Source organism: Streptomyces sp. NPDC005775, from assembly GCF_042871565.1.
GTDB lineage: Bacteria > Actinomycetota > Actinomycetes > Streptomycetales > Streptomycetaceae > Streptomyces.
Genome location: NZ_JBIAIU010000003.1, coordinates 306,013 through 328,159 on the forward strand (window position 1 = coordinate 306,013; position 22,147 = coordinate 328,159).

Below are 22,147 nucleotides of genomic sequence, written 5' to 3' on the forward strand. Positions count from 1 at the left end.
GGGGGCCGGATCGACCAGGGGCGGAGGCGGGGCTGCCGAGCGGGGACGGCGGTCAGCCGGTGAGCGCCAGCTCGAACCAGACGGTCTTGCCGCCCGAGCCCAACTCCCCTTCCCCTATGGCGCAGCCTCCCCAGCGGTCGGCGACGAGTTCGAGGATGGCCATGCCCCGCCCCGCTTCGGCCTCGGCCTCGGCACCGACGGCCAGCCTGTAGGGCTTGGGAAGGTCCGGGCTCAGATCCCAGACGCTGACCCTGAGCACCGGATGCCGCCACTGGAGCCGCACCCCGGCGTGCCCCTGGGAGTGCCGCACGGAGTTGGTGGTCAGCTCGGAGGTCAACAGCTCGGCGCGGTAGCTGAGTTCGGTCAGTTCGTGCGCCCCGAGGACGGCCCGGAGGGTGGTGCGGGCGATACGGGGGCCGCGCGGGTCATGAGGGAAGACAAGTTCGTAGCTCCAGGGGTCAGCGAAGGGGATGGGGGCGGGGTGGGGCGCGTACGGGGCGTCGTCGTACGGGGCGGTGGGGGTCGGGGTGGGCTTGGTCCTCACGGGCACCTCCTGGGGTGCGAGTGGGTGGGTGAAGTGGGGTTGCGCCAGGGGTGGTTGCGGTTGGCGGGCCGCGAGTGGCGGTGGCAATGCCGGTCCTGGCCTGCTTCCCGGGTAGGCAGGGTGGATCGGTGCGCTTCCGCACCCGGAGGCGTGTGGCGCAGGTCATAAGCTAGAGCACAATCACTCACATGTGAGTCGATTTCCACGAATGAGTGAGTGTCTTTCCCGTGTTGGACCGCAGAACCCAAGGCCTGCGAGACTGTGCAGGGATACGAGAGAGGACCCATGGCCCCACGTAACGCGCCCACTGGCCGTCAGCGTCGCTTGGCGACTGAAGTTCGCCGCATGCGTGATCAAGCGGGTATATCGATCCAGGAAGCCGCGACGCTCCTGGGATCGGACCGCACCATGGTGTCCAATATCGAGGCCGGACGTACTGGCCTGAGCGCTGACCGCGTGCGACAGATCGCCTGTCACTACGGATGCGGAGACACCGAGCTGATCGACGCCCTCGCGGCGATGGCGGCGGGGCGACGCACCAAACACTGGTGGAACGAGTACCGGGGCAAGCTCCCGGAAGGCCACTTGGACGTCTCCGAGATCGAGCACTTCGCGACGCGCATCCGGACAGCTCAGACCGTGCACCTGCCAGGCCTCTTCCAGACCGAGGAACACGCGCGAGCGATCTTCGAGTTCACGGTGCCTCAACTACCCAGGCTGGAGGTTGAGCTCCGCGTGGCCCATCGGATGAGCCGTCAGGCCGTTGTGACCGGCGAGACCCCGACTCCGTACCTCGGCATCATCCACGAGGCCGCCCTGCGACTTGAGTTCGGGGGACGTGAAGTCGCCCGCCGGCAGCTCAGCTATCTGGTGGAAGCCTCCGAGCTTCCCCACGTGATCCTGCTGGTCATCCCGTTTCGTGCAGGTGCCTTCCACGGCGCCGGCCAGTCGATCCTGTACGCCGAGGGGCCGGTCACTCAGCTCGACACCGTTCAGCTCGACACATCATTCGGCGGCCACTTCGTTGATGCACCGACACCTCTGGGAAACTACCGTTCGCTGTTGGACCTGATGGAGGGTTCAGCCCTCCCGCCGGATGAGTCGCGTGACCTCATCCGGTCGATCGCCCGCGAACTGTAAGGGGTCGTGCTGTGACAGAAAATGACTGGCAGCGCTCGTCGTTCTGCGGCGGGGGCGGTAACAACTGCGTCGAGGTTGCCGCTTGGCCTGAAACGGAAGGCATCGCGCTCCGGGAGAGCGACAGCCCGGCTTCCGTCCTGACGACAAGCCGGGCTGCGCTGCGCGCACTCGTGCGCGGGTTGAAGGCCGAGAAAAGTGGCCTCAGCTAGTCGGGGCAACCTGCCGCTGCGACAGGGCGCTTGTCTTCCCGCCAAGCAAGTCTTCGACAGCTCCTTGCTGGACCACCCGCAGTTTCGCGATATGCCGCTCGATCACCGAAATCCGGCTACGTACCGAACGAATCGGGCTCAGCAATCGCTCCTGCTCCTCAATCGGCGGCACAGGGACGGGCATCTTCTTTACCTGCGTCGAGTTAATCGAGGCCAGATTGGTCGTCTGCTTACCCACACGCTGGAAGTAGGACCGCCCCTCGGCCGACGATGTATACAAGGCAAGAAAGTCCGGCAACATCCGCGCGCCGCATCGAACGCGGAAAACATGGTTCTGGTACAAGCACACGTCGATACGCCCGTCCCAGACCGCGCCTCGCCCCAGCTTGTCCAGGTCTCCACCTTCGGTGAGAAGCAGATCTCCTTTGCGAAGAGCGAACCGCTCGCGCTGCGCCTGGAGAATTCGGACCGACTTCACTTCCGCAGTGTCGATGCGACCATCTAGCACATTTGCCACGCGAAGGTACGGGAGCTCTATAGTCCCCTCACCAACAGGCTCGGATCCAAGGGTCACCCCTGCGGCCACTGCGGCTACCTCATCCAGGGGTCGACGGGGCCAGCCCTCCCCTTGGCCATCACCCAGAGCTTGGGCAGACAGAGCCTCACGCGCAACGTCCAGCTTGCTCAGCACCTGTTCCAGGGCGCCGATCCGTCGCTCGAAGGCGGCGTGCACGGCGATGATTCGCCGCTGCTCGTCCATCGACGGGACGCCGATTTCCAGTTCCTTGAGGCGTGCAGTGTCCAAACGGCCTGTGCCATGGCTGGTCTCTTCGACCATGCTCAGGATCTCCGGCGTACGAACCCGGATCGCGTAAGCAAGGAAATGGGGATCAATGCCGTCGGCGGGGATCAAGGCCTTGACGTCTTGTCCGAATGCCACCTGCCGCTCAGCAACACCGATTCTGAACTCCGACTTGAGGCTCATGCCCCGCACTACGAATAGTGTCGTACCCGGTTCAGCCAGTCTCGACCCGTTCTTCGCGCCTAGCAGGGTAAGGCGGCGTGCGGAGTCCGTGACGTGGAAGTCCTTCATGCTTGCGCCACTGATCCACGGGATATCACCGTCCCAGTAGGCAGCGTTCGACGTGCTGGGAGTCCCGCCCGACCGCCACTGTCCCGCATCTGCGAGTCGCAGCCGCCGCCAGCCAGCCGACAGAGAGGCGCGCTTGCGCTCAGTCTCAACGCGCATAGCCCAGCTCCTCCAGCCACTTTCCCAACTCGCCCGCAGCCCCATCGCTCTCCGCCTCCAGGTCGGCAAGCGACACCGCGTACTTGTCCGCCCACCCACGGAACGCCGCCACCAACTCGCGCCGTCGCCCGGCCGCAGCCGAGTCCAGACGCCCGGACAGGTCACCGTCCAGCACCTCCAGGACCACCCGCTCCGGGCCGCCCTTCTCCGCGTCCCTCACCACATCCCGCGCGGCCCGCAGCTGGGGCAGGAACACCTCGTCCAAGCCCTTCCGCTTCTTCCTGGCCGCCGCCAGGGCCTTCTTGTCGGCCGCGACATCATCGGCCAGCACGGCGATCTCCTCCGCCGAGGCCACCTGAGCGGCGTCCTCCTCCGGCTCGACTCCGTCCGCGTCCTCCGCAGCCGCGTCCTCGTCCCCGTCCGCCGGCACCGGCCCCTTCGCCTCGGCCAGCGCCTCCAGCGCCGTCTTGTACGCCACATCCGCCTCGGCGACCGTCTTGTCCGCCGTCGTCACCGCGTCCAGGAACTCCGGGATCAACACGCGCACGACGGGCTGGTCCATGGCGCGGCGGCGGTCGAGTGCCGTGACCGTCGTCTTACGGGTCGTGCTGTCGTCGTCCGGGATCACCGGCTCGACGATCGCCTCGACCGAGTCGACCCACCCCGTCAGCACCCGCTCGAATCCGCCCGCGGCCAGCGCCTTCATGTCGTAGCGGTTGGTGGCCCACCAGTCGGCGATGATGCCGGCCGTGGTGAACTCGTCGATCACGCCGACGGCGCCGATGTCCCGCTTGAACGAGTCCAGCAGCCCGCTCCGCAGCTTCATCAGCTCACGGTCCGCCGCAAGCCCCGCGAACAGCGGCGCGTGGGCCTCCCACCACCCGGCGTACACCTCGTCCAGCTCGGACTTCTTCTTCTCCGCCAGCCACGGGATGCGGGCCGCCGTCGCGTCCGGTCCCTCCGGCAGGAAGTCGTAGTAGTCCGGGTCGCCGTCCCTTACCGCGAACAGCTCCGTCGCGTCCACACCGAACGAACGGAACAGCTCCGCCCGGTCCGCGACCTCGGTCACCGGGACCCCGCCGTACAGATGAGCCCGTACGTCCTGAGGCTCGGCGGGCGGCGAGTTGTCCACCCAGCGGCGGATGTTGAGATTGGCCTCCGCCGCCAGTAGGTCCTCCACCTCGACCTCGCACGAGTACCGGGGGATCTGGCGCCACTGCTCGTACGTGGTGACGATCTTCTCGACGTGCTCCGGACGGAGCTCGTTCTGGTTCCGGCCCACCGTGAAGTCCCGGTCGGCGTTGATGAAGAGAACCTTGCCCACCCGGCCCGTGCGCTTGCGGTGCGGGCGGCGGAGCACCAGCACGCAGGCCGGAATGCCCGTCCCGTAGAACAGGTTCGGACCGAGGCCGATGACCGCCTCGATGCAGTCGTCCCTCAGGAGCTGCTCGCGGATGTCGCGCTCCTTGCCGCCCCGGAACAGCACCCCATGCGGCATGACGATCGCCGCGACGCCCCGTTCCTCCAGCACCGCCACCATGTGCTGGACGAACATGAGGTCGGCCTTCTTGCCGCCCTCCGGCGCCCAGTGCTTCATCCGCTTCCCGTGGTCTTCATCGGCCTTCCTGACCAGAGAGGCGTCGTAGTTCAGGGAGAACGGCGGGTTGGAGAGGACCTTCGTGAACCGGCGCAGCTGCGTGGTACCCGGCTGGAAATGCAGCGGTTCGGTGAGGGTGTCACCGTGCTTGAGGTCGAACTCCCTGATGCCGTGCAGCACCATGTTCATGCTGGCCATGGACCAGGAGGGGCCGTTCTTGTCCTGGCCGTTGACCGAGAGGTGCGTCGGGTCCTCACCGTGCTCCTCCACATGCTCACGGGCCGCGATCAGCATGCCGCCGGAGCCGGCGCACGGGTCGTAGACGGACTCCTGGGCCTTCGGGTCGACGAGTCGGACCATCATGCGTACGACAGCACGCGGGGTGTAGAACTCCCCGCCCTTCTGCCCGGCCGAGTCGGCGAACTCTCCCAGCAAATACTCGTAGGCAGCGCCCAGCATGTCGGGGAACTCGAAGTCCTCGTTGCGCAGCCGGTAGAGCGTGAAGTGGCGGATCAGCTGGGACAGTTCGGCATCGGTGAAGCGGGGCTTGGTGCCGACGACCTCGTTGAAGCTGATGTGGGTGGTCACACCGGCGAGACGCTCGTTGCCCTCGCTCAGCGCGACCATCGCCTGGTCGAGCCGCTCGCCGACCTTGTCGGTGAGGTTCTGGATGCCGGGCGCAGGATTGTCCGGGGCCGCAGGGTCGACGTGGGGGCCGTTCCACCAGCGCGCCCGGGGCGGGACGTAGAAGACGCTGGTGTACGAATCCGGGTCGTTGGCCCTCGTCAGCGCCTTCGTCTCGTCCTTCGTCCGCTCCAGGTGCTCGCGGTGCACCCGCTCCCACTCCGGCTGGAACTCGTCCGAGGCGCGCTTCAGGAAGAGCATCCCGAAGATGTAGTCCCGGTACTCGGAGGCGTCCATCCGACCCCGCAGGATGTCGGCGGCCGAATACAGGTGCCGTTCGAGCTCGGGCAAGGTGATTCTGGCCACGCGCCATTCCTTCGTACGTACGGTGAGCGGATCGGGATGCTCAGGGAAGCGTAGACGGCCCTCGGATCCGGTGAGGACCGATGGTCCGATCGGGCTGCCTCCCGAGCGATCAGGCGTCCACGATTTCGAGGCTCACCAGCAGCCGCCAGACATCGGTGGACGGGTCGCGGTCGAGGACCGGGCAGTCGGCGGCGTGGCCCGAGTGCGGGATCAGAGGATCGGGGCGCTCGGGGGCGCCGACCCATTGGTAACGGTCCTTCCGGGTGGACTTCACCTTGCACCTGGCGCTGTGCTCGCACTGGTCGACCATGCTCCGCGCATGACGGACGGCGGCTGACTCCTTCTTCTTCAGTGCCTCACGACGCCCGTCCTTGACGCTCTTGTCATTCCGCTTGTCGAAGTTCTTGAAGGCCGGGTCCGCCTGCCGCAACGCGTCCACCACGTCCTTGCTGCTCCCACTGCGCTTGCCGCCGAACGCCTGGAAGTGGAGCAGCAACCACAGGTCGAACGAAGGGTGCGAGAAGCAGACCTCGGTGCCCGTCTCAGCCGCCAGTTCCAGCGCCTCGGGAATGTCGTGGTGCTGGTCCCTGTCAAAGAGGGCCCATGCCTCGTCCTCCTCCGCCTTCTCCTGGACCTTGGCGACCGCCCTGGCCGGCGTCATCCCGTTCTTGGCGAACACCGGCTGGATGCGGAACCGCCGTCCGCCGGTGAGGCTGCCGTCCCCGAAGCGTTCGTTGAGGTAGTTGAGATAGTCCGGCTCGGTGGACTCGCCCTCGCAGCCGACGTACAGCACGCGTTGCGCCCGCGTATCAGCCGGAGGCGGTGGCGCGGGAGCCACGAGGGGCTTCTCTTCGCCCTTGCGGCTCTTACGCTTCCGCCGGGGCGGCTCGTCCGCCTGCTCCTCGGCACCGTGCTGTCCCTGCTGCCCGCCCCGCGTACTCACGCTGTTGCCTTCTCCTCCTGCCAGGACAGTTCGCGGGCGATCTCGCCCGCGCTGACGCGGGGCACGCCGCCGTAACGCCCGCGCAGATAGCCGCGCTCCAGGTTCTCGCCGTCCTTCGGGTGGGCGGCGGTCAGCGGATAGATCTCCGTCGCGCCCGACCGGTCCTTGGCCGCGATCCAGACCTGGTCGCGGCCCAGTGGCCGGTCCAGCACCTCGCTGCCCAGGAGGGTGGCGTCGTGCGTGGTGAAGATGAGCTGGGCGTTGCGCGGGTTGGCCTTCGGGTCCTGGAAGATCCGCACGACCTCCGCCGCCAGTGTCGGGTGCAGGGAGGAGTCCAGCTCGTCCACGAGCAGCACCGCGCCCTTGTCGAGCACGGTGAACATCGGCCCGAGAAAGGCGAACCATGCGTGGGTGCCGAAGGACTCCTCAGTGAGGAAGTCCAGCGGGGTGTCGGTTCCGTCTCCGGTGCGGTGCCGCAGCCTGACGGCTCCGGTCTCCGGGTCGACCTCCATGCCGGTGACGCCGAGATCGGCGGCGGCCAGCAGATGCAGGACCCGCTCGCGGTACCCGTCCTTCGCGTTCTGCTCGATGAGGTCCAGCGTCCACTTGGTGCGGTGTCCGACATCTTCACCAGGTGTGACCAGCCACAGGTTGTCCAGGAACCAGCGGTGCAACGAGGAGAGTTGGCGGTCGTTCAGGGTGGCGGCGGTGGACAGGAACAAGGAATCGGGCCGCGTGACGGACTCCAGGAGTTCGCGATTCCCGGTGAAGCCATCGCCCTCGAAGACGAACTCCCCGCCTTCCTCCTCGGGACGCCCCGCTTCGCGGTCGAACCAGGTCTCCCGCTTGCCCCCGGGGTAAGCGTGCAGCCATTCGGCCTCGACGCGCTCGTCCGAGAGCTCGAAGCCGTACGTGAAGCGGGTAGCGCTGCGGCCGAGGGAGAGGTCGACCTCGAACAGGCTGGTCTCCTCCGCGCACGCGGGGTCGAGCTTGAAGGGCTCGCGCGGCACGCCGGGCGACTTCGTCCAGTCGGCGAAGGATGTCCGGACCGCATGGCGCATGTCGGACAGTGCGCTGAGCATGTTGCTCTTGCCCGCCGCATTGGAGCCGAAGATACCCAGGACCGGGAGGGCCGAGACCTCGTGCCCGTCGTGACGGAGTCCGGTCACTCGGGCGTTGCCGTCACCGTGATCCGGTCCGATGAGCGACAGCTCGCACTCATCGCGGATCGAGCGGTGATTCGCCACCCGGAAACGCAGTAGCACCCTCGGCCTCCCGACAGGACGGGGAGGCTGACCCCGTCGTACGTACACCGCATGCGGACGATCCGCACGTGCAGCCTATGACGCCGGCACCGGGCGTGCCAGCCCCGGCCCTTCAGCCCGCCGCCCTGGGGGAACGCCCCCGGTCAGCGGCGCAGGGCGGAAGGCTGGGCCGTCGGGCGCATCGCGGCGTCCGTGCCGCCGTCGACGTACAGCACGGCGCCCGTGGTGAAGCGGGCCTCGGGGCGCAGGAACTGCTCCACCCAGAAGGCGATGTCGTCCGGCTGACCGAAGATGCCCAGCGGCATGGGGGTCGGGAAGGAGTCCGGGTCGAAGTCCTTGTCGGCGCCCGTGGAGCCCGTCATCAGGGGCGTGAGGACGGCACCGGGGGCGATGGCGTTGAGCAGGATGCCCTTGCGGCCCCATTCCGGGGTGACCGCCGTGCGGCGGACCCAGTGCGCGAGGGCCAGCTTCGACGTGGCGTAGGCGGAGATGCTGGGGCTCTGTTCGAGAAGCGCCGCCGGCATCGCGCTCTGCGCGGTCGCGGCGTGCGCGCGGGCGGCTTCCTCGTCCCCGCCGAGCATCAGCTCCACCAGTGCGTCATCGATCATCGGGACGGTGCTGGCGGAGTTCGAGCTGATCACGACGGCGCGCGGGGCGTCCGAGCGTTCCAGCGCCCCGCGCACTCCGTTCAGCAGTTCCACGGGGCCGAAGTAGTTGATCGACGCGACGGCGGCCGTGTCCCGCATGCTCGGTCCGACGCCGGCGACGGCGGCCACGCCGTCCAGGACACCGCCGCTCAGTTCGAGGATCTCGGCTATCGCGCCCTGCCGGCCTGCCGGGGTGCCGAGGTCGGCGACGACATCGGCGGAACGCAGGTCCACGCCGATCACCCGGTGGCCGGACGCGCGCAGCCGTTCGGCGCTCGCCGCCCCCATGCCCGACGCGGATCCGGTGACGACGATGGTGCCCATGGCGCTGCTCCTCTGCAAGGGGTCGCGACTCTCGCGGCCTCACGTTTCAAACATAACTCAATCAGTGATTGGAGTGTCGCCGTGGTCTGTGCTGCAATGTGCGCATGAGCCGGCAACCCGATGCCTCGACCCGCGAGAGACTCCTGAACGCGGCAAAGAAGCTGTTCCTGGAGAAGTCGCCCGACCAGGTGTCCGTCCGCGCCATCAACATGGAGGCAGGCCTCAATCCCGGTGCGGCGCACTACCACTTCGGTTCGCGGGAGGGACTGATCGCCGCGCTCCTGGAGGAAGAGCTACGGCCTCTGTGGACGGACCGCATGGCGCAGCTGCTGCACGGCCCGGCCGCCGCGCCCTCGGTGCGCGACCTGGTGGTCGCTCTCGTCGAGCCCTTCGCGGAACTGGTGAGCACCGGGGACGGCCGCATGCTCTGTCACCTGCTCGCGCGGGCGGCCCTGCCGACCGGGCAGCTCACCCACGTCTCCGCGCAGTTCCTGCCCGCCCCGTTCGAGGTCATGATCGGCCGCACACTGCCGGAGCTGTCGGTGCACGAGGTCTCCGAGCGCTGCGGGCTGGCGTTCAGCCTCGTGCTGGAAACGTACGGGCGGCCGCTCGCCGGGCCGCCCAGGGCAGCGGCCCCGTTCCCGCGCGCGGCCACCGTCATCGCCTTCGTGACCGCCGGGCTGACCGCGCCCCCCGCGAAGTCACCGTCCGGTGCGGTCCGGGCGCCGTAGAGCCGGCCATGAGCGGGGCGGGCCTCGCCGCGCCCGGCCCCGGCCACCACGAGGGCGTCGACCCGGCTGCCGGCGGACGCCCTGCCGGGGGCCGAGCACCCCGCGCGGTCACACCCGTACAGGGGTCGGGCGTTGCCGCGCGGGCATAGGGGGCTGCATCTGGCGCCAGCCGTCCGAGATCATGGGGCATGCTCCCGGACGGCTGGCACCTCACCCAAGACGTTGACGACTTCCTCGCCCGAGCCGGAGACTTCCTGCACTCGCGCCCCGCACTGCACAACACGCCCCTGACGGACATCGAGAAGCTGCGGACACAAGGGGCCGTCGGCCACGACGCCGAAGCCGCCGTGTTCGGCCGGCTGGAGTCGGGAGGCAGCGTCGTCGCGATCCTCTACCTCACTCCGCGTGGCCGCCCGGGTCTCACGCCCCTGTCCCCCGAGCGGACCGGCGCGCTCGCCGCCCAGCTGGCGGACCTCGGCCTCTCCCCGCCCACGTCATCGCCGACCAGGACACCGCCGGCGCTTTCGCCGAGTCGTGGCGGCGGCACACGGGGGCGGTGTCCCTGCCCTTCTGGCGCACGCATCTCTACCGTCTCGGCACGCTCACTCCCCCGCTGCCGCGGCCGGAGGGCCAGGGGCGCACGGCGGGCGGCGGGGACCGCGAGCAAGTCGTGCGCTGGTGCCGTGAGTTCTGCGTCGATGTCGGGGAGCAGCCCTCCATCGATCTGATCGACGCCGAGTCCTGGGACGACTCGCGTTTCGGCGACCGGCACTTCACGTTCTGGGAGACCCCGGACGGCATCCCCGTCTCGATGGCGGCCGCGACCTCGCTCGTCGGCGGCATGGTCCGCGTGGACCCCGTCTACACCCCGGTCCGCCTCCGCGGCCATGGCTACGCGGGAGCCGTGACGGCCGAGGCGAGCAGGGCGGCCCTGGCCGCGGGCGCCACGGACGTCGTCCTGTTCACGGACCCGGACAACCCCACCAGCAACGCCCTCTACCAGCGCATCGGGTTCATCCATGTCGCCGACTTCGCCGGGCACCGGTTCTCCTACGGCGCGCCACAGACCGGCTAGGGGCACTCAGTCGGAAGCGGCCGCGGCCGTCTCCCGCCGCACCGTCGTAGCGATCGTCGCCGACCCGACCACGCGCGTCCCGTCGTACAGCACGACCGCCTGGCCCGGGGCCACTCCCCGTACCGGCTCGGCGAACTCGACGCTCAGCGTCCCGTCCACCAGCTCGGCGCTCACCTCGGTCTCGCCGCCGTGGGCGCGCAGCTGGGCGGTGTACGTGCCGGGGCCGGAGGGCGGGGTGCCGCACCAGCGGGGCTTGATCGCGGTGAGGGCGGTGACGTCGAGGGCCTCGACCGGACCGACGGTCACCGTGTTGTTCACCGGCGAGATGTCCAGGACGTAGCGCGGCTTGCCGTCGGCGGCCGGGTGGCCGATGCGCAGGCCCTTGCGCTGGCCGATGGTGAAGCCGAAGGCGCCGTCATGGGTGCCGAGCTTCGTACCGGACTCGTCGAGGATGTCGCCCTCCGCCGTGCCGCCGAGGCGGTCCGCCAGGAAGCCCTGCGTGTCGCCGTCGGCGATGAAGCAGATGTCGTGGCTGTCGGGCTTCTTGGCGACGGCGAGACCGCGGCGCTCGGCCTCGGCGCGGATCTCGTCCTTGGTGGTGAGGGTGTCGCCGAGCGGGAACATGGCGTGGGCGAGCTGGCGCTCGTCCAGGACGCCCAGCACATAGCTCTGGTCCTTGGCCATGTCGGAGGCGCGGTGCAGCTCGCGGCTGCCGTCCTCGGCGAGCACGACGGTGGCGTAGTGGCCGGTGCACACCGCGTCGAAGCCGAGCGCCAGGGCCTTGTCGAGCAGGGCCGCGAACTTGATCTTCTCGTTGCAGCGCAGGCACGGGTTGGGCGTGCGGCCCGCCTCGTACTCGGCGACGAAGTCCTCCACGACGTCCTCGCGGAAACGTTCCGCGAGGTCCCAGACGTAGAAGGGGATGCCGATGACGTCCGCGGCACGGCGGGCGTCGCGGGAGTCCTCGATCGTGCAACAGCCCCGGGCCCCGGTCCGGAAGGACTGCGGGTTGGCCGACAGGGCGAGGTGCACACCGGTCACGTCATGGCCCGCCTCGGCGGCGCGGGCCGCCGCCACGGCGGAGTCGACACCGCCCGACATGGCGGCGAGCACACGGAGGGGGCGCTGGGAAGTCTGAGTCATAGCTCCCCCAGGGTACGGGGCTCCGGGAACCGAATGCTCGCGGATAAGCGTTGTCGCTCACATGGGGAGCAAGGGGACGGCGGGCGCCAAGGGCCCCGCGGGATCGGGTACCGGCAGCGGCATCAGCCGGCGCGCGGTGCTGATCGGCGGCGTCGTCACGGCGGCGGGCACGGCGACGCTGGCGCGGGACCAGCTGAAGCGGGCCTGGTGGCGGCTGCCCGGCGTGGAGAAGCCGCGCAAGCCGGGCGAGGTGGACTACGCGCGGGCGACGTGGACCGCGGCCTCCGAGGCGAACTGGCGGCGGGCGGACCGCCCCGACGACTACGACATCGACCGCGTGGTCATCCACATCACACAGGGCGGCTTCGACAGCGCGGTCCGGGCCTTCCAGGACCCGGGGCACGGGGCCGCCGCGCACTACGTGGTGCGCAAGGACGGTCATGTGACGCAGATGATCCGCGAGCTGGACGTGGCGTTCCACGCGGGCAACCGCGACTACAACGAACGCAGTGTGGGCATCGAGCACGAGGGCTTCGTGGACCGCCCGCAGGGCTTCACCGCCGCGATGTACGGGGCCTCCGCCCGGCTCACCGCGGCGATATGCGAGCGGTACGACATACCGGTGGACCGCGAGCACGTCATCGGGCATGTGGAGGTGCCGGGGGCCGACCACACGGACCCGGGGAAGCACTGGGACTGGGGCCGGTACATGAAGCTGGTGCGGGCGGCGAAGGCCTGAGGCGGGGGCCCGGCCCGCCCGGCCCCCGTCAGCTCAGCCCCGCCGTCCTCGCCCGTTCCACCGCCGGGCCGATCGCCCGCGCCACGTCCTCGACGTCCTGCTCGGTCGAGGTGTGGCCCAGCGAGAAGCGCAGGGTGCCGCGGGCCAGGTCCGGATCGGTGCCCGTCGCCAGCAGGACGTGGCTGGGCTGGGCGATCCCGGCCGTGCAGGCGGAGCCGGTGGAGCACTCGATGCCCTGGGCGTCCAGCAGCAGCAGGAGCGAGTCGCCCTCGCAGCCGGGGAAGGTGAAGTGCGCGTTGGCCGGGAGCCGGCCCCCCGGGGCCGGGTCGCCGCCGAGGATCGCGTCGGGGACCCGGGCCAGGACGGCCGCGGCCAGCTCGTCGCGGAGTCCGCCGATCTGCCGGGCGAAGTCCGCGCGCCCGTCGGCGGCGAGCCGTCCCGCGACGGCGAACGCGGCGACGCCGGGCACGTCCAGCGTGCCGGAGCGCACATGGCGTTCCTGCCCGCCGCCGTGCAGCACGGGCACGGGGGTGTACTCGCGGCCGAGCAGCAGTGCGCCGACGCCGGACGGGCCGCCGATCTTGTGCGCGCTCACGGTCATCGCGGCCAGTCCGGAGCGGGCGAAGTCGACTTCGAGCTGCCCGAAGGCCTGTACCGCGTCGGCATGCATGGGGACGTCGAACTCGCGGGCGACCTCGGCCAGTTCCCGTACCGGCATGACCGTGCCGATCTCGTTGTTCGCCCACATCACGGTGATCATCGCGACGTCGTCGGGGTGACGGGCCAGCGCTTCGCGCAGCGCCTCGGGGTGGACGCGGCCGTACCGGTCGACCGGGAGGTATTCGACGGTCGCACCCTCGTGCTCGGCGAGCCAGTCGACAGCGTCCAGCACCGCGTGGTGCTCGACGGGGCTGGCCAGGATCCGGGTGCGGCGGGGGTCGGCGTCGCGGCGGGCCCAGTACAGGCCCTTCACCGCGAGGTTGTCCGACTCGGTGCCGCCGGAGGTGAGGACCACCTCGCTGGGGCGGGCGCCGAGGGCGTCGGCGAGGGTCTCTCTGGACTCCTCGACGGTACGGCGGGCCCGGCGCCCGGCGGCGTGGAGTGAGGACGCGTTGCCGGTGACGGCGAGCTGCGCGGTCATCTCCGCGATCGCCTCCGGCAGCATCGGCGTGGTCGCGGCGTGGTCGAGGTAAGCCATGGTGGGCTCGATTCTACGAGCCCGCGGCGGGGCGTACGGCGGGCGCATCGGGTCCCGGGGCCCGCGCACCGCTGAAGGCCCGTCCGGACCGTCCCGCTCCGGAGCCCGATCCGGTGGGGCCGGGTCGGTGTGCGGGCTCTGTCAGCCGCCGAAGTTCCAGGCGACGGCGCCGTCTCCCGTGACGAGGAAGGCGAGGATGACCAGGTCGGCGACCCCGAGCGCGAGCCCGAGCAGGGCGCGGCCGCGACGGGCGGTGGAGCGGGTCAGCGCGATGATCGCCATGACGATGGCCATCGGGCCGAGCAGCAGATTCATCACCAGGAGGCCCACGAGGCCGAGCACGAAGGACGCGACGGCGAGACCGTCCGCGTCCCGGGTGGACCGCTTGACCGGGGCGGCCGGCGATGACGGGCCCACCGGGGCGGTGGTGTCGCCGACGGGGGGCCGGGCGGCGGTCTCGGAGCGGCGGGCGAACGCGGTGAGGGTCATGGTGCGGACTCCTTCGGGTCGGGATGCGGTGCGACGGGCGGCCTGGCGCAGGTGCGGGCGGTCACCGGGAACGGCGACGCGCACCCGCCCGCTCGCGTACGGCGAAGACCAGCAGCCAGCAGCCGATCAGGACGCCCAGCGCCAGGGAAAGCGAAAGCGGGATCTGGGCCACCGCTCCCAGCACGATCCCCAGCAGGAGCAGGGCGGCGACGAGGACGATCATGGTCAGCCTTTCCATGATTGGGAGTACGAGTGTTCACTGACTTGTCAGTCTAGACCCGCACCCCGCTTCCCCGCTCCGGAGAACAGTTGTTTACTGAATGGCATGAGTCACACCGCCGGCATCCGCCAGACCCAGAAGCTGAAGACACGGCAGGCACTCCTGGACGCCGCCCTCGGGCTGCTGGAGCACCAGAGCCTGAGCAGCCTGGGGCTGCGCGAGGTGACACGAGCCGTGGGTGTCACGCCCACGGCCTTCTACCGGCACTTCGACGACATCGCCGCGCTGGGCGTCGCCCTGGTCGAGCAGACGCTGGGCAGCCTGCACGGAATGATCGGCGCGATCCTCGCCGAGACCGGGGACAGCGAGGTCCGGCTGGACCGCAGTGTCGACCTGATAACGCGCCATGTCCGCGCGCAGCCCGCCCACTTCCTCTTCATCGCCCGCGAGCAGCACGGCGGAGTGGGCCCGGTCCGCGAGGCCATCGCGGCGCAGCTGGGGCGGTTCGCCGAGGAGGTGGCGGCGGCGCTCGCGGACGAGCCCGAGTCACGGGGCTGGAACGAGGAGGATCTGCTGATGCTGGGCGGTCTCTACGTCGACCACATGGTGATCACCGCCTCGGCCATGCTGGACGCCGGCCCGGAGGGCGCCGCCCAGGTGGCCCGGGTCGCCCGGCGCCGCCTGCGGCTGGTCACTCTCGGCCGCCTGCACTGGCTGGACGGGCCGCCACCCCCTTCATCGGCTTACGGAGCGCCCTAGGCTGCCCTCATGAGCGACGACGCATGGGCCCTGGACCGTACGTTCCACAGCTCCGCCGGGGAGGTCCGCTGGGCAGCCCTCGGAAACGCGGAAGCGCCGCCCGTCGTGCTGGTGCACGGCACACCCTTCTCGTCGTACGTCTGGCGCGGCGTGGCCCGGGCACTGGCCCAGGACCATCGGGTGTTCGTCTGGGATCTGCCCGGGTACGGCGACTCCGCACAGTTCGACGGCCAGGACGTCTCGCTCGGCTCCCAGGCCCGGGTCCTCACCGATCTCCTCGGTCACTGGGAGCTGTCCGAACCCGCCGTGATCGCCCATGACTTCGGTGGCTGCGTCGCCCTGCGAGCCCACCTGCTGCACGGCGCCCGCTACCGCTGCCTCGCCCTGGTAGACCCGGTGGCACTGGGGCCCTGGGGTTCTCCCACGTACCGGCTGCTCGGCGGACACCCGGAGGTCTTCGGACAGTTGACGCCCGCGCTGCACCGGGCGCTGGTGCGGGAGTACGTGCGTTCCGCCAGCGGCCCCGGGCTGCCACCGGCGGTCCTGGACCGGCTCGTCGCGCCCTGGTGCACCGGGGCGGGGCAGGCGGCCTTCTACCGGCAGATCAGCCAGAACGACCAGCGGTTCACCGACGAGATCCAGCACCGTTACGGGGAGCTCGCCCTGCCGGTGCTGATCTGCTGGGGCGCCGAGGACACCTGGATCCCGGTCGCCCGCGGCCGCGAACTGGCCGCCCTCGTCCCCGGCAGCGAGCTGCGGATCATCGACGGAGCCGGCCATCTCGTGCAGGAGGACGCCCCCGCGGAACTGACCGCCGCGCTCAGCCGCTTCCTGCGCACTCCCCCGGCCCCGGCTCCCCGTACAGCGCCATGACCGCGGCGGCGTGTGCGGCGAGCACCGCGCGGGCCTCGGGCGGGGCCAGCACCTCGACGTTGGGGCCGAAGGAGAGCAGGGAGCGCGCCCACTCCACCGACTCCACGGCGAGTTCGGCCCGCACCCACCCGTCCCCGTCCTCGGGTCTCGGCTCCCCCGTGAGCACGCCCGTGTGCAGCCGCAGGAAGAGGTCGAGCCGGGAGCGGTGGACCCGCACCCGCAGGGTCTCCCGGCCCTGCCGCTGCTCCACCTGCTGCCGCAGTTCCTCCCAGACCTGTGCCAGCTCCACGCCGGGCCTGCGGATCACCGGGTCCCCGGTGAGGGCGGCCTCCCGCACCCGGTCGGCGCGGAAGAGCCGGGGCTCCCCGTCGCGGTCGGCGACCAGGTACCAGACGCCCGCCTTCACCACCAGGCCGTACGGATCGACGGTGTAGGTGCGGACGGCCCGCGTACCGCTGTGCCGGTAGTGCAGGTGCAGCCGACGGTCGGCGAACACGGCGTCGTGCAGGTCGCCGATGTCGACGGCGGTGCGCCGGCCGCGCATCCAGCGCACCGGGTCGACGAGGATCCGCCGGCTGGTCAGCTCGGCGGCGGGACGGTGCGGAGCGGGCAGCGCCGCCATCACCTTGCGCAGGGCGGAGCCGATCGCCTCGTCGAGGCCGAGCGCGGCGTGGGCGCCGTCCGCGGCCAGGACGAACAGGGCGCGCGACTCGTCAGCGGTCAGTCCGGTGACGTCGGTGCGGAAGCCCGGCAGCAGGGCGATGCCTCCGTGGCGGCCGCGTTCGGCGTAGACGGGCACGCCGGACGCGGAGAGCGCCTCGACGTCCCGGTAGATGGTGCGTACGGAGACATCGAGGCGCTCGGCCAGCTCGGTCGCGGGCACCAGCCCACGGGTCTGGAGCAGCAGCAGGATCGAGAGCAGCCGGTCGGATTTCACCGCTCCAGCATCCCCCGGCGCCGGGCGGTGCGGGCGTCAGCTGCGCGGGGCGCGGGCCAGTTGGCGGGACTGGGCGACCAGTCGGTCCGCGCTGTCCCAGACGTCCGCGTCCTCCTCCAGGAAGCCACCCGCCAGGTTGCGGGTGGTGATGGACACACGCAGGGGCCCGGGGGCGGGGCGGCACCGGATGTGGGTGGTGAGTTCGATGGTCGGCGTCCAGCCCTTGAGCCCGAGTTCGAACGATGTCGGCGGCAGCGCGTCCACGGTGAGGAGCAGCGAGAGCGGGTCGGCGTCGCGGCCGTCCGCGAGCCCGAACCAGCCGCGCATCTCGCCCTTGCCGGAGGGCTGACCGATGGCCCAGCCGATGGTCGCCGGGTCGAGCTTGATGTCGAGCCGCTCGGTGATGGCGGAACTGCCGGGGATCGGGGCGGGGCCGTCGCTCGGGCCGAGGCACTGCTCGCGGGGCGGGATGGCCGGAGGCTGGGCCGACGTACGGATGTCGTCGGTCAGGGCGTCCAGGTCGCCGTAGGTGGCGATGACCCGGATGCGCTCGACCTCGGTGCCGTCCTCGGCGTACTGGAAGAGGGAGGCCTGGCCGGTGGAGAGGGTGCGCCCGCTGCGGACGGTCTGGGTGCGGATCACCGCGGGGCCGGGGACGGACGCGGTGAGGTAGTGCGCGGAGACCGAGAAGGGGTCCGTGTGCGGCAGCGCCTCACCGAGGGCGCGGCCGAGCATGGCCAGCAGATAGCCGCCGTTGACGGCGTGGATGATCGTCCAGCCCGCGGAGAGCTCGGCGTCGTAGACGCCTTCCTCGCGGAGGGTGACGGCGGTGTCCCGGTCGAACTCGCTGTCACCGATGGATGCCTGGGCGGTCGGTGCCGCCTGCGTTGCTGCCTGTGCCATGCAAGCACCGTACATCGATAGCGTTACTGAGCGGTAGCTTTTTCTTCGGCTCAGGAGCCGACGGAAACCGCGGCACTATCCCTCGTCCGCCGCCGCGGAGCGCCGGTTGTAGGCGCGCGGGGCCCGCCAGTGATAGCGCAACGCCAGCAACCGCAGGGCGAACGCCGTGAGCACCGCACAGCCGCTGGTGAAGGCGTTGAGGGCCTCGAAGCGGATGCAGAGCACGATCATGACCGCCCCCACGATGGCGGGCACCGCGTACAGGTCGCGGTCCCAGCGCAGCAGCGACGGCACCTCGTTGGCCAGCACGTCGCGCAGTACACCGCCGCCGACCGCGGTGGTCAGGCCGAGCGCCGCGGACGCGGTCAGCCCGAGGCCGTAGTCGTACGCCTTCACCGTCCCCGTGACGCAGAAGAGCCCGAGGCCGGCCGCGTCGAAGACGTTGACACCGAGCTGGATCCTTTCGACCTGCGGGTGCAGGAAGAAGACCAGGCCGGCGGCGAGCAGCGGGGTGGTGAAGTACCCGAGGTCCGTGAAGGCGGCGGGCGGCACCGCACCGATGATCACGTCACGGAACAGCCCCCCGCCCAGCGCGGTCACCTCGGCGAGCACCGCGATGCCGAAGACATCGAAGTTCTTGCGTACGGCGAGCAGAGCGCCGGAGATCGCGAAGACGAAGATTCCGACGATGTCGAGCGCATGCTGGACGGAGGGCGTGAACAGTTCGTTGAGCACCGGGCAATTGTGCCGGTACTACTCCTTGGGGCTGTCCTCGGAGGCTCCCGAGGGTGTTGCGGCGTCGGGCTTCGCGTCGGGCTCCGCCTCCGCGACCGGCTCGGCCTCCATGTCGGACTGCGCTTCCGCGTCCGCCTCCGCGACCGGCTCCGCCTTCGCGACCGAGACCAGCTCGACCGCTTCCCGGGCCCCGGCCAGCACCTGCTGGCCCGGCGCCTGGTCCTCGGCGTTCTCCGGGTGGTGGCAGGCGACCTGGTGGCCCGTCTTCAGCGCGATCAGCGGCGGTTCCTGCGTCTTGCAGATCTCCGTCGCCTTCCAGCACCGCGTGTGGAAGCGGCAGCCGCTGGGCGGCGAGATCGGCGAGGGCACATCGCCCTTGAGCAGGATGCGCTCGCTCTTCGCCCCGCGCCGCCGCGGGTCCGGCACCGGCACCGCGGACATCAGGGCCTTGGTGTACGGGTGCATGGGCGCCGCGTACAGCGACTTGCGGTCGGCCAGCTCGACGATCTTGCCCAGGTACATGACCGCGATGCGGTCCGAGACGTGGCGGATGACGGAGAGGTCGTGCGCGATGATCACGTATGTGAGGCCGAGCTCCTCCTGGAGGTCGTCCAGCAGGTTCACCACCTGCGCCTGGATCGACACGTCCAGCGCCGAGACCGGCTCGTCGGCGACGACCAGCTTCGGGCGCAGGGCGAGCGCGCGGGCGATGCCGATGCGCTGGCGCTGGCCGCCGGAGAACTCGTGCGGGTAGCGGTTGTAGTGCTCGGGGCTGAGCCCGACCAGCGACAGCAGCTCCTGGACGTGGTTCTTCAGACCGCCCTCGGGCTCGACACCCTGGAGCCTGAACGGCGCGCTGACGATCGTGCCGATCGTGTGCCGCGGGTTCAGCGAGGAGTACGGGTCCTGGAAGATCATCTGGACGTCGCGGCGCATCGGCCGCAGCTTCCCCATGGACAGGTGCGTGATGTCCCGGCCCTGGAACTCGACCTTGCCGCCCGACGGTTCGATCAGCCGGGTGATGAGCCGGCCCATCGTCGACTTGCCGCAGCCGGACTCGCCGACGACGCCGAGGGTCTCCCCCGGGTACACCTCGAAGTCGATGCCGTCGACGGCCTTGACCGAGGTGCTCTGCCGTCCCAGCAGGCCCTTGCGGATCGGGAAGTGCTTGACCAGGCCCTCGACCCTGAGCAGCGGCTCGCGCGTGGAGGTCGCCTGCTCCGGGATCTTCACGTCCTTCTCCAGCACCGGGGGATCCTTCTTCTCGCTCACGTCGCTCACATCACTCGCCTCGCTCACAGCTTCGGCGCAATCTCTTCGGTCCAGATCCGGGACCGCTCCTCCGGTGCCATGTGGCAGGCGGAGAAGTGGCCGTCGCCGACCAGTTCCAGCTCGGGACGCGTCGTGCGGGTGAGGTTGTCCTTGGGGATGTCCGCGTACGGGCAGCGCGGGTTGAAGGCGCAGCCGGAGGGGACGTTGATCAGCGACGGCGGCTGGCCCTTGACGGGGATCAGCCGCTCGGTCTGCTCGCGGTCGATGCGCGGCATCGAGGTGAGCAGACCCCAGGTGTACGGGTGCTGGGCCTCGTAGAAGACCTTCTCCGCCGGACCGCGCTCGATGCACCGGCCGCCGTACATCACCAGGAGCTCGTCGGCCATCTCGGCGACGACCCCGAGGTCATGGGTGATCATGATGACGGCGGAGCCGAACTCCTTCTGCAGGTCCCGGATCAGGTCCAGGATCTGCGCCTGGACGGTGACGTCCAGGGCGGTGGTCGGCTCGTCGGCGATGAGCAGTTCCGGGTTGTTGACCAGGGCCATCGCGATCATGGCGCGCTGGCGCATACCGCCGGAGAACTCGTGCGGATGGGAGTCGACCCGCTTGTGGGGCTCGGGGATGCCGACGCGGTCGAGCATCTCGATGGCCCGGGTGCGGGCGACCTTCTTGCTGACCTTGTTGTGGACCCGGTACGCCTCCACGATCTGCGCGCCGACCGAGAAGTACGGGTGCATCGCGGAGAGCGGGTCCTGGAAGATCATGGCCATCTTGCGGCCGCGCAGCTCCCGCACCCGGTCGTCGGACGCGCCGATCAGCTCCTCGCCGTCCAGCCAGACCTCGCCGGAGATACGGGCGTTGGGGGCCGTGCGGTGCAGACCGAGCACGCCGAGCGAGGTGACGGACTTGCCGGAGCCGGACTCGCCCACGATGCCGAGGGTCTGTCCGGGCTTCACGTCGAAGCTGACACCGTCGACCGACTTGACCAGGCCGTCGTCGGTCTTGAAGTGGATGCGCAGGTCCCGCACGGAGAGGAAGGCGTCATCGCTGCCGGCCCGCGCGGCGGTGGCGGGCTCTCCCACCACCGCGGTCTGTGCCTTGGAAACCTCGGTCACGAAAGCCTCACCCTGGGGTCGATGGCGGCGTACACCAGATCCACCAGCAGATTGCAGATGACGATGAAGAAGGCGGCGACGAGCGTCACGCCCATCACGATCGGCAGGTCGTTCTCCTGCACGCTCTTGATGGCGTACTGGCCGAGGCCGGGGAAGGAGAACACGGTCTCGGTGATGACGGCGCCGCCGACCAGCAGACCGAAGTCCATGCCGAAGATGGTGACGATCGGGGTGAGCGCGGCCCGCAGACCGTGCTTGCCGATGACCTTGCTCTCCCTGAGGCCCTTGGCACGGGCCGTACGGATGTAGTCCTCGCCCATCGTCTCCAGCATCCCGGCTCTGGTGATGCGGGCGTAGAGCGCGGAGTAGAGGAAGGCCAGCGAACACCACGGGATCAGCATGTTCCACGCCCAGTCCAGTGGACTGTCGGTGAAGGCCACGTAGTTGACGCCTTCCCAGATCGGCCATTGCACCGTCAGCACACCCAGCGCGAGCATGCCGGTGAAGAAGATCGGGAGGGAGACGCCGGCGAGGGCGATCGTCATGAAGAAGCGGTCGAGGATCGAGCCCCGCTTGAGCGCGGAGATGACACCGATGGCCACACCGCTGATCAGCCAGATCACCGCGGCACCGATGGCCAGGGAGAACGTGACCGGAATGCGCGCGGTCAGCTCGGGCCAGACCTCGACGTGGCGCTTGAAGGAGTAGCCGAAGCACGGCACGCCGCAGTGGGTGGCCTCGGGGCCGAACTGGAAGTCGGCGCCGACGAACAACTGCTTGAGGAAGTGCCAGTACTGGATGTACAGCGGCTGGTCGAGGCCGAGGTTCTGCTTGACCGCGAGGATGGACTGCGGATTGGCGTCCTTGCCCACGTACTGGGCCGCCAATTGGTCCATCGTCTGCCCGGCCAGTCGGGGGACGAGGAAGAAGATCGCGAAGGTGACTGCGCTGACGATCAACAGCAGCAGTACCGCGCCGAAGACGCGTCGGATGATGTACGCAGCCACAGCTATCCGGCGCCGGTATCTCCTCGCCGGGGGTTACCCG

General features: G+C 70.0%; 22 protein-coding genes and 1 pseudogene. 7 read left to right on the plus strand and 16 right to left on the minus strand.

Features of this window, described 5'->3' with window-relative positions:
- Window positions 1-52 precede the first annotated feature (52 nt).
- A complete protein-coding gene (locus tag ACFYPA_RS08735) occupies window positions 53-544 on the minus strand; it encodes an ATP-binding protein (protein WP_389130654.1) in 492 nt (163 codons plus the stop codon).
- A 285-nt stretch (window positions 545-829) separates the two neighbouring features.
- Here ACFYPA_RS08735 and ACFYPA_RS08740 point away from each other — a divergent pair, with 285 nt between their 5' ends.
- Window positions 830-1,684, plus strand: coding sequence for a helix-turn-helix transcriptional regulator (locus ACFYPA_RS08740; RefSeq protein WP_389130657.1), 855 nt, complete (start codon window positions 830-832; stop codon window positions 1,682-1,684).
- A gap of 11 nt (window positions 1,685-1,695) precedes the next feature.
- On the plus strand, window positions 1,696-1,893 hold the full coding sequence (locus ACFYPA_RS08745; protein ID WP_389130659.1) for a DUF397 domain-containing protein: 198 nt from the start codon (window positions 1,696-1,698) through the stop codon (window positions 1,891-1,893).
- On the opposite strand, the gene ACFYPA_RS08750 is transcribed toward ACFYPA_RS08745, so the two are convergent.
- From ACFYPA_RS08750 to ACFYPA_RS08770, 5 genes are all read right to left on the minus strand, one after another.
- Window positions 1,886-3,187, minus strand: a complete 1,302-nt coding sequence (locus ACFYPA_RS08750; protein ID WP_389130662.1) for a restriction endonuclease subunit S — start codon at window positions 3,185-3,187, stop codon at window positions 1,886-1,888. The genes ACFYPA_RS08745 and ACFYPA_RS08750 overlap by 8 nt on opposite strands.
- Complete coding sequence (locus ACFYPA_RS08755) at window positions 3,132-5,729, minus strand: N-6 DNA methylase (RefSeq protein WP_389130665.1); 2,598 nt, start codon at window positions 5,727-5,729, stop codon at window positions 3,132-3,134. Before ACFYPA_RS08755 ends, ACFYPA_RS08750 begins: the two co-directional genes overlap by 56 nt.
- 109 nt (window positions 5,730-5,838) lie before the next feature.
- Window positions 5,839-6,672: an RloB family protein gene (locus tag ACFYPA_RS08760; RefSeq protein WP_389130667.1), complete on the minus strand. Its 834-nt coding sequence runs from the start codon at window positions 6,670-6,672 to the stop codon at window positions 5,839-5,841.
- Window positions 6,669-7,919, minus strand: a complete 1,251-nt coding sequence (locus ACFYPA_RS08765; RefSeq protein WP_389130669.1) for an ATP/GTP-binding protein — start codon at window positions 7,917-7,919, stop codon at window positions 6,669-6,671. Before ACFYPA_RS08765 ends, ACFYPA_RS08760 begins: the two co-directional genes overlap by 4 nt.
- Window positions 7,920-8,080: 161 nt before the next feature.
- On the minus strand, window positions 8,081-8,908 hold the full coding sequence (locus ACFYPA_RS08770) for an SDR family oxidoreductase (RefSeq protein WP_389130672.1): 828 nt from the start codon (window positions 8,906-8,908) through the stop codon (window positions 8,081-8,083).
- A 104-nt stretch (window positions 8,909-9,012) separates the two neighbouring features.
- Here ACFYPA_RS08770 and ACFYPA_RS08775 point away from each other — a divergent pair, with 104 nt between their 5' ends.
- Complete coding sequence (locus tag ACFYPA_RS08775) at window positions 9,013-9,639, plus strand: TetR/AcrR family transcriptional regulator (RefSeq protein ID WP_389130675.1); 627 nt, start codon at window positions 9,013-9,015, stop codon at window positions 9,637-9,639.
- Window positions 9,640-9,827: 188 nt separating this feature from the next.
- Window positions 9,828-10,714: pseudogene (locus ACFYPA_RS08780) on the plus strand (GNAT family N-acetyltransferase).
- Window positions 10,715-10,720: 6 nt separating this feature from the next.
- Here ACFYPA_RS08780 and mnmA read toward each other — a convergent pair.
- Entirely contained in the window at window positions 10,721-11,857 is a 1,137-nt protein-coding gene (gene mnmA / locus ACFYPA_RS08785; protein ID WP_389130678.1) for a tRNA 2-thiouridine(34) synthase MnmA, read from the minus strand.
- A 61-nt stretch (window positions 11,858-11,918) separates the two neighbouring features.
- Between mnmA and ACFYPA_RS08790 the strand changes: the two genes are divergently transcribed.
- Window positions 11,919-12,596 carry an N-acetylmuramoyl-L-alanine amidase gene (locus ACFYPA_RS08790; protein WP_359349148.1) on the plus strand — a complete coding sequence of 226 codons (678 nt, stop codon included), beginning with the start codon at window positions 11,919-11,921 and terminating at the stop codon, window positions 12,594-12,596.
- Window positions 12,597-12,624: 28 nt separating this feature from the next.
- Here ACFYPA_RS08790 and ACFYPA_RS08795 read toward each other — a convergent pair whose 3' ends face one another.
- The 3 genes from ACFYPA_RS08795 to ACFYPA_RS08805 form a co-directional block, all read right to left on the minus strand.
- On the minus strand, window positions 12,625-13,794 hold the full coding sequence (locus ACFYPA_RS08795; protein ID WP_359077364.1) for a cysteine desulfurase family protein: 1,170 nt from the start codon (window positions 13,792-13,794) through the stop codon (window positions 12,625-12,627).
- 141 nt (window positions 13,795-13,935) lie between these two features.
- A complete protein-coding gene (locus ACFYPA_RS08800; RefSeq protein WP_359077362.1) occupies window positions 13,936-14,283 on the minus strand; it encodes a DUF4190 domain-containing protein in 348 nt (115 codons plus the stop codon).
- 61 nt (window positions 14,284-14,344) lie between these two features.
- The gene (locus ACFYPA_RS08805; protein ID WP_359077841.1) at window positions 14,345-14,521 is read right to left on the minus strand and encodes a hypothetical protein; all 177 of its coding nucleotides are present in this window, start codon (window positions 14,519-14,521) and stop codon (window positions 14,345-14,347) included.
- A gap of 87 nt (window positions 14,522-14,608) precedes the next feature.
- Here ACFYPA_RS08805 and ACFYPA_RS08810 point away from each other — a divergent pair, with 87 nt between their 5' ends.
- Both ACFYPA_RS08810 and ACFYPA_RS08815 read left to right on the plus strand, forming a co-directional pair.
- On the plus strand, window positions 14,609-15,262 hold the full coding sequence (locus ACFYPA_RS08810; RefSeq protein WP_359077360.1) for a TetR family transcriptional regulator: 654 nt from the start codon (window positions 14,609-14,611) through the stop codon (window positions 15,260-15,262).
- A 9-nt stretch (window positions 15,263-15,271) separates the two neighbouring features.
- Entirely contained in the window at window positions 15,272-16,135 is an 864-nt protein-coding gene (locus ACFYPA_RS08815) for an alpha/beta hydrolase (protein WP_359077359.1), read from the plus strand.
- Here the strand turns inward: ACFYPA_RS08815 and ACFYPA_RS08820 are convergent.
- From ACFYPA_RS08820 to ACFYPA_RS08845, 6 genes are all read right to left on the minus strand, one after another.
- Window positions 16,083-17,072: a helix-turn-helix transcriptional regulator gene (locus tag ACFYPA_RS08820; RefSeq protein ID WP_389130683.1), complete on the minus strand. Its 990-nt coding sequence runs from the start codon at window positions 17,070-17,072 to the stop codon at window positions 16,083-16,085. The two genes, ACFYPA_RS08815 and ACFYPA_RS08820, sit on opposite strands and share 53 nt — an antisense overlap.
- A 36-nt stretch (window positions 17,073-17,108) precedes the next feature.
- On the minus strand, window positions 17,109-17,975 hold the full coding sequence (locus tag ACFYPA_RS08825; RefSeq protein ID WP_359077355.1) for a thioesterase family protein: 867 nt from the start codon (window positions 17,973-17,975) through the stop codon (window positions 17,109-17,111).
- A 75-nt stretch (window positions 17,976-18,050) separates the two neighbouring features.
- Window positions 18,051-18,710 (minus strand): trimeric intracellular cation channel family protein, encoded by a 660-nt coding sequence (locus ACFYPA_RS08830; protein ID WP_359077354.1) that lies wholly within the window; start codon window positions 18,708-18,710, stop codon window positions 18,051-18,053.
- An 18-nt stretch (window positions 18,711-18,728) separates the two neighbouring features.
- A complete protein-coding gene (locus tag ACFYPA_RS08835) occupies window positions 18,729-19,955 on the minus strand; it encodes a dipeptide ABC transporter ATP-binding protein (RefSeq protein ID WP_359314473.1) in 1,227 nt (408 codons plus the stop codon).
- Between the two features lie 50 nt (window positions 19,956-20,005).
- Window positions 20,006-21,100, minus strand: a complete 1,095-nt coding sequence (locus ACFYPA_RS08840) for an ABC transporter ATP-binding protein (protein ID WP_359077352.1) — start codon at window positions 21,098-21,100, stop codon at window positions 20,006-20,008.
- Entirely contained in the window at window positions 21,097-22,107 is a 1,011-nt protein-coding gene (locus tag ACFYPA_RS08845) for an ABC transporter permease (RefSeq protein WP_359077351.1), read from the minus strand. The genes ACFYPA_RS08840 and ACFYPA_RS08845 overlap by 4 nt, the downstream gene beginning before the upstream one ends.
- Window positions 22,108-22,147 lie beyond the last annotated feature (40 nt).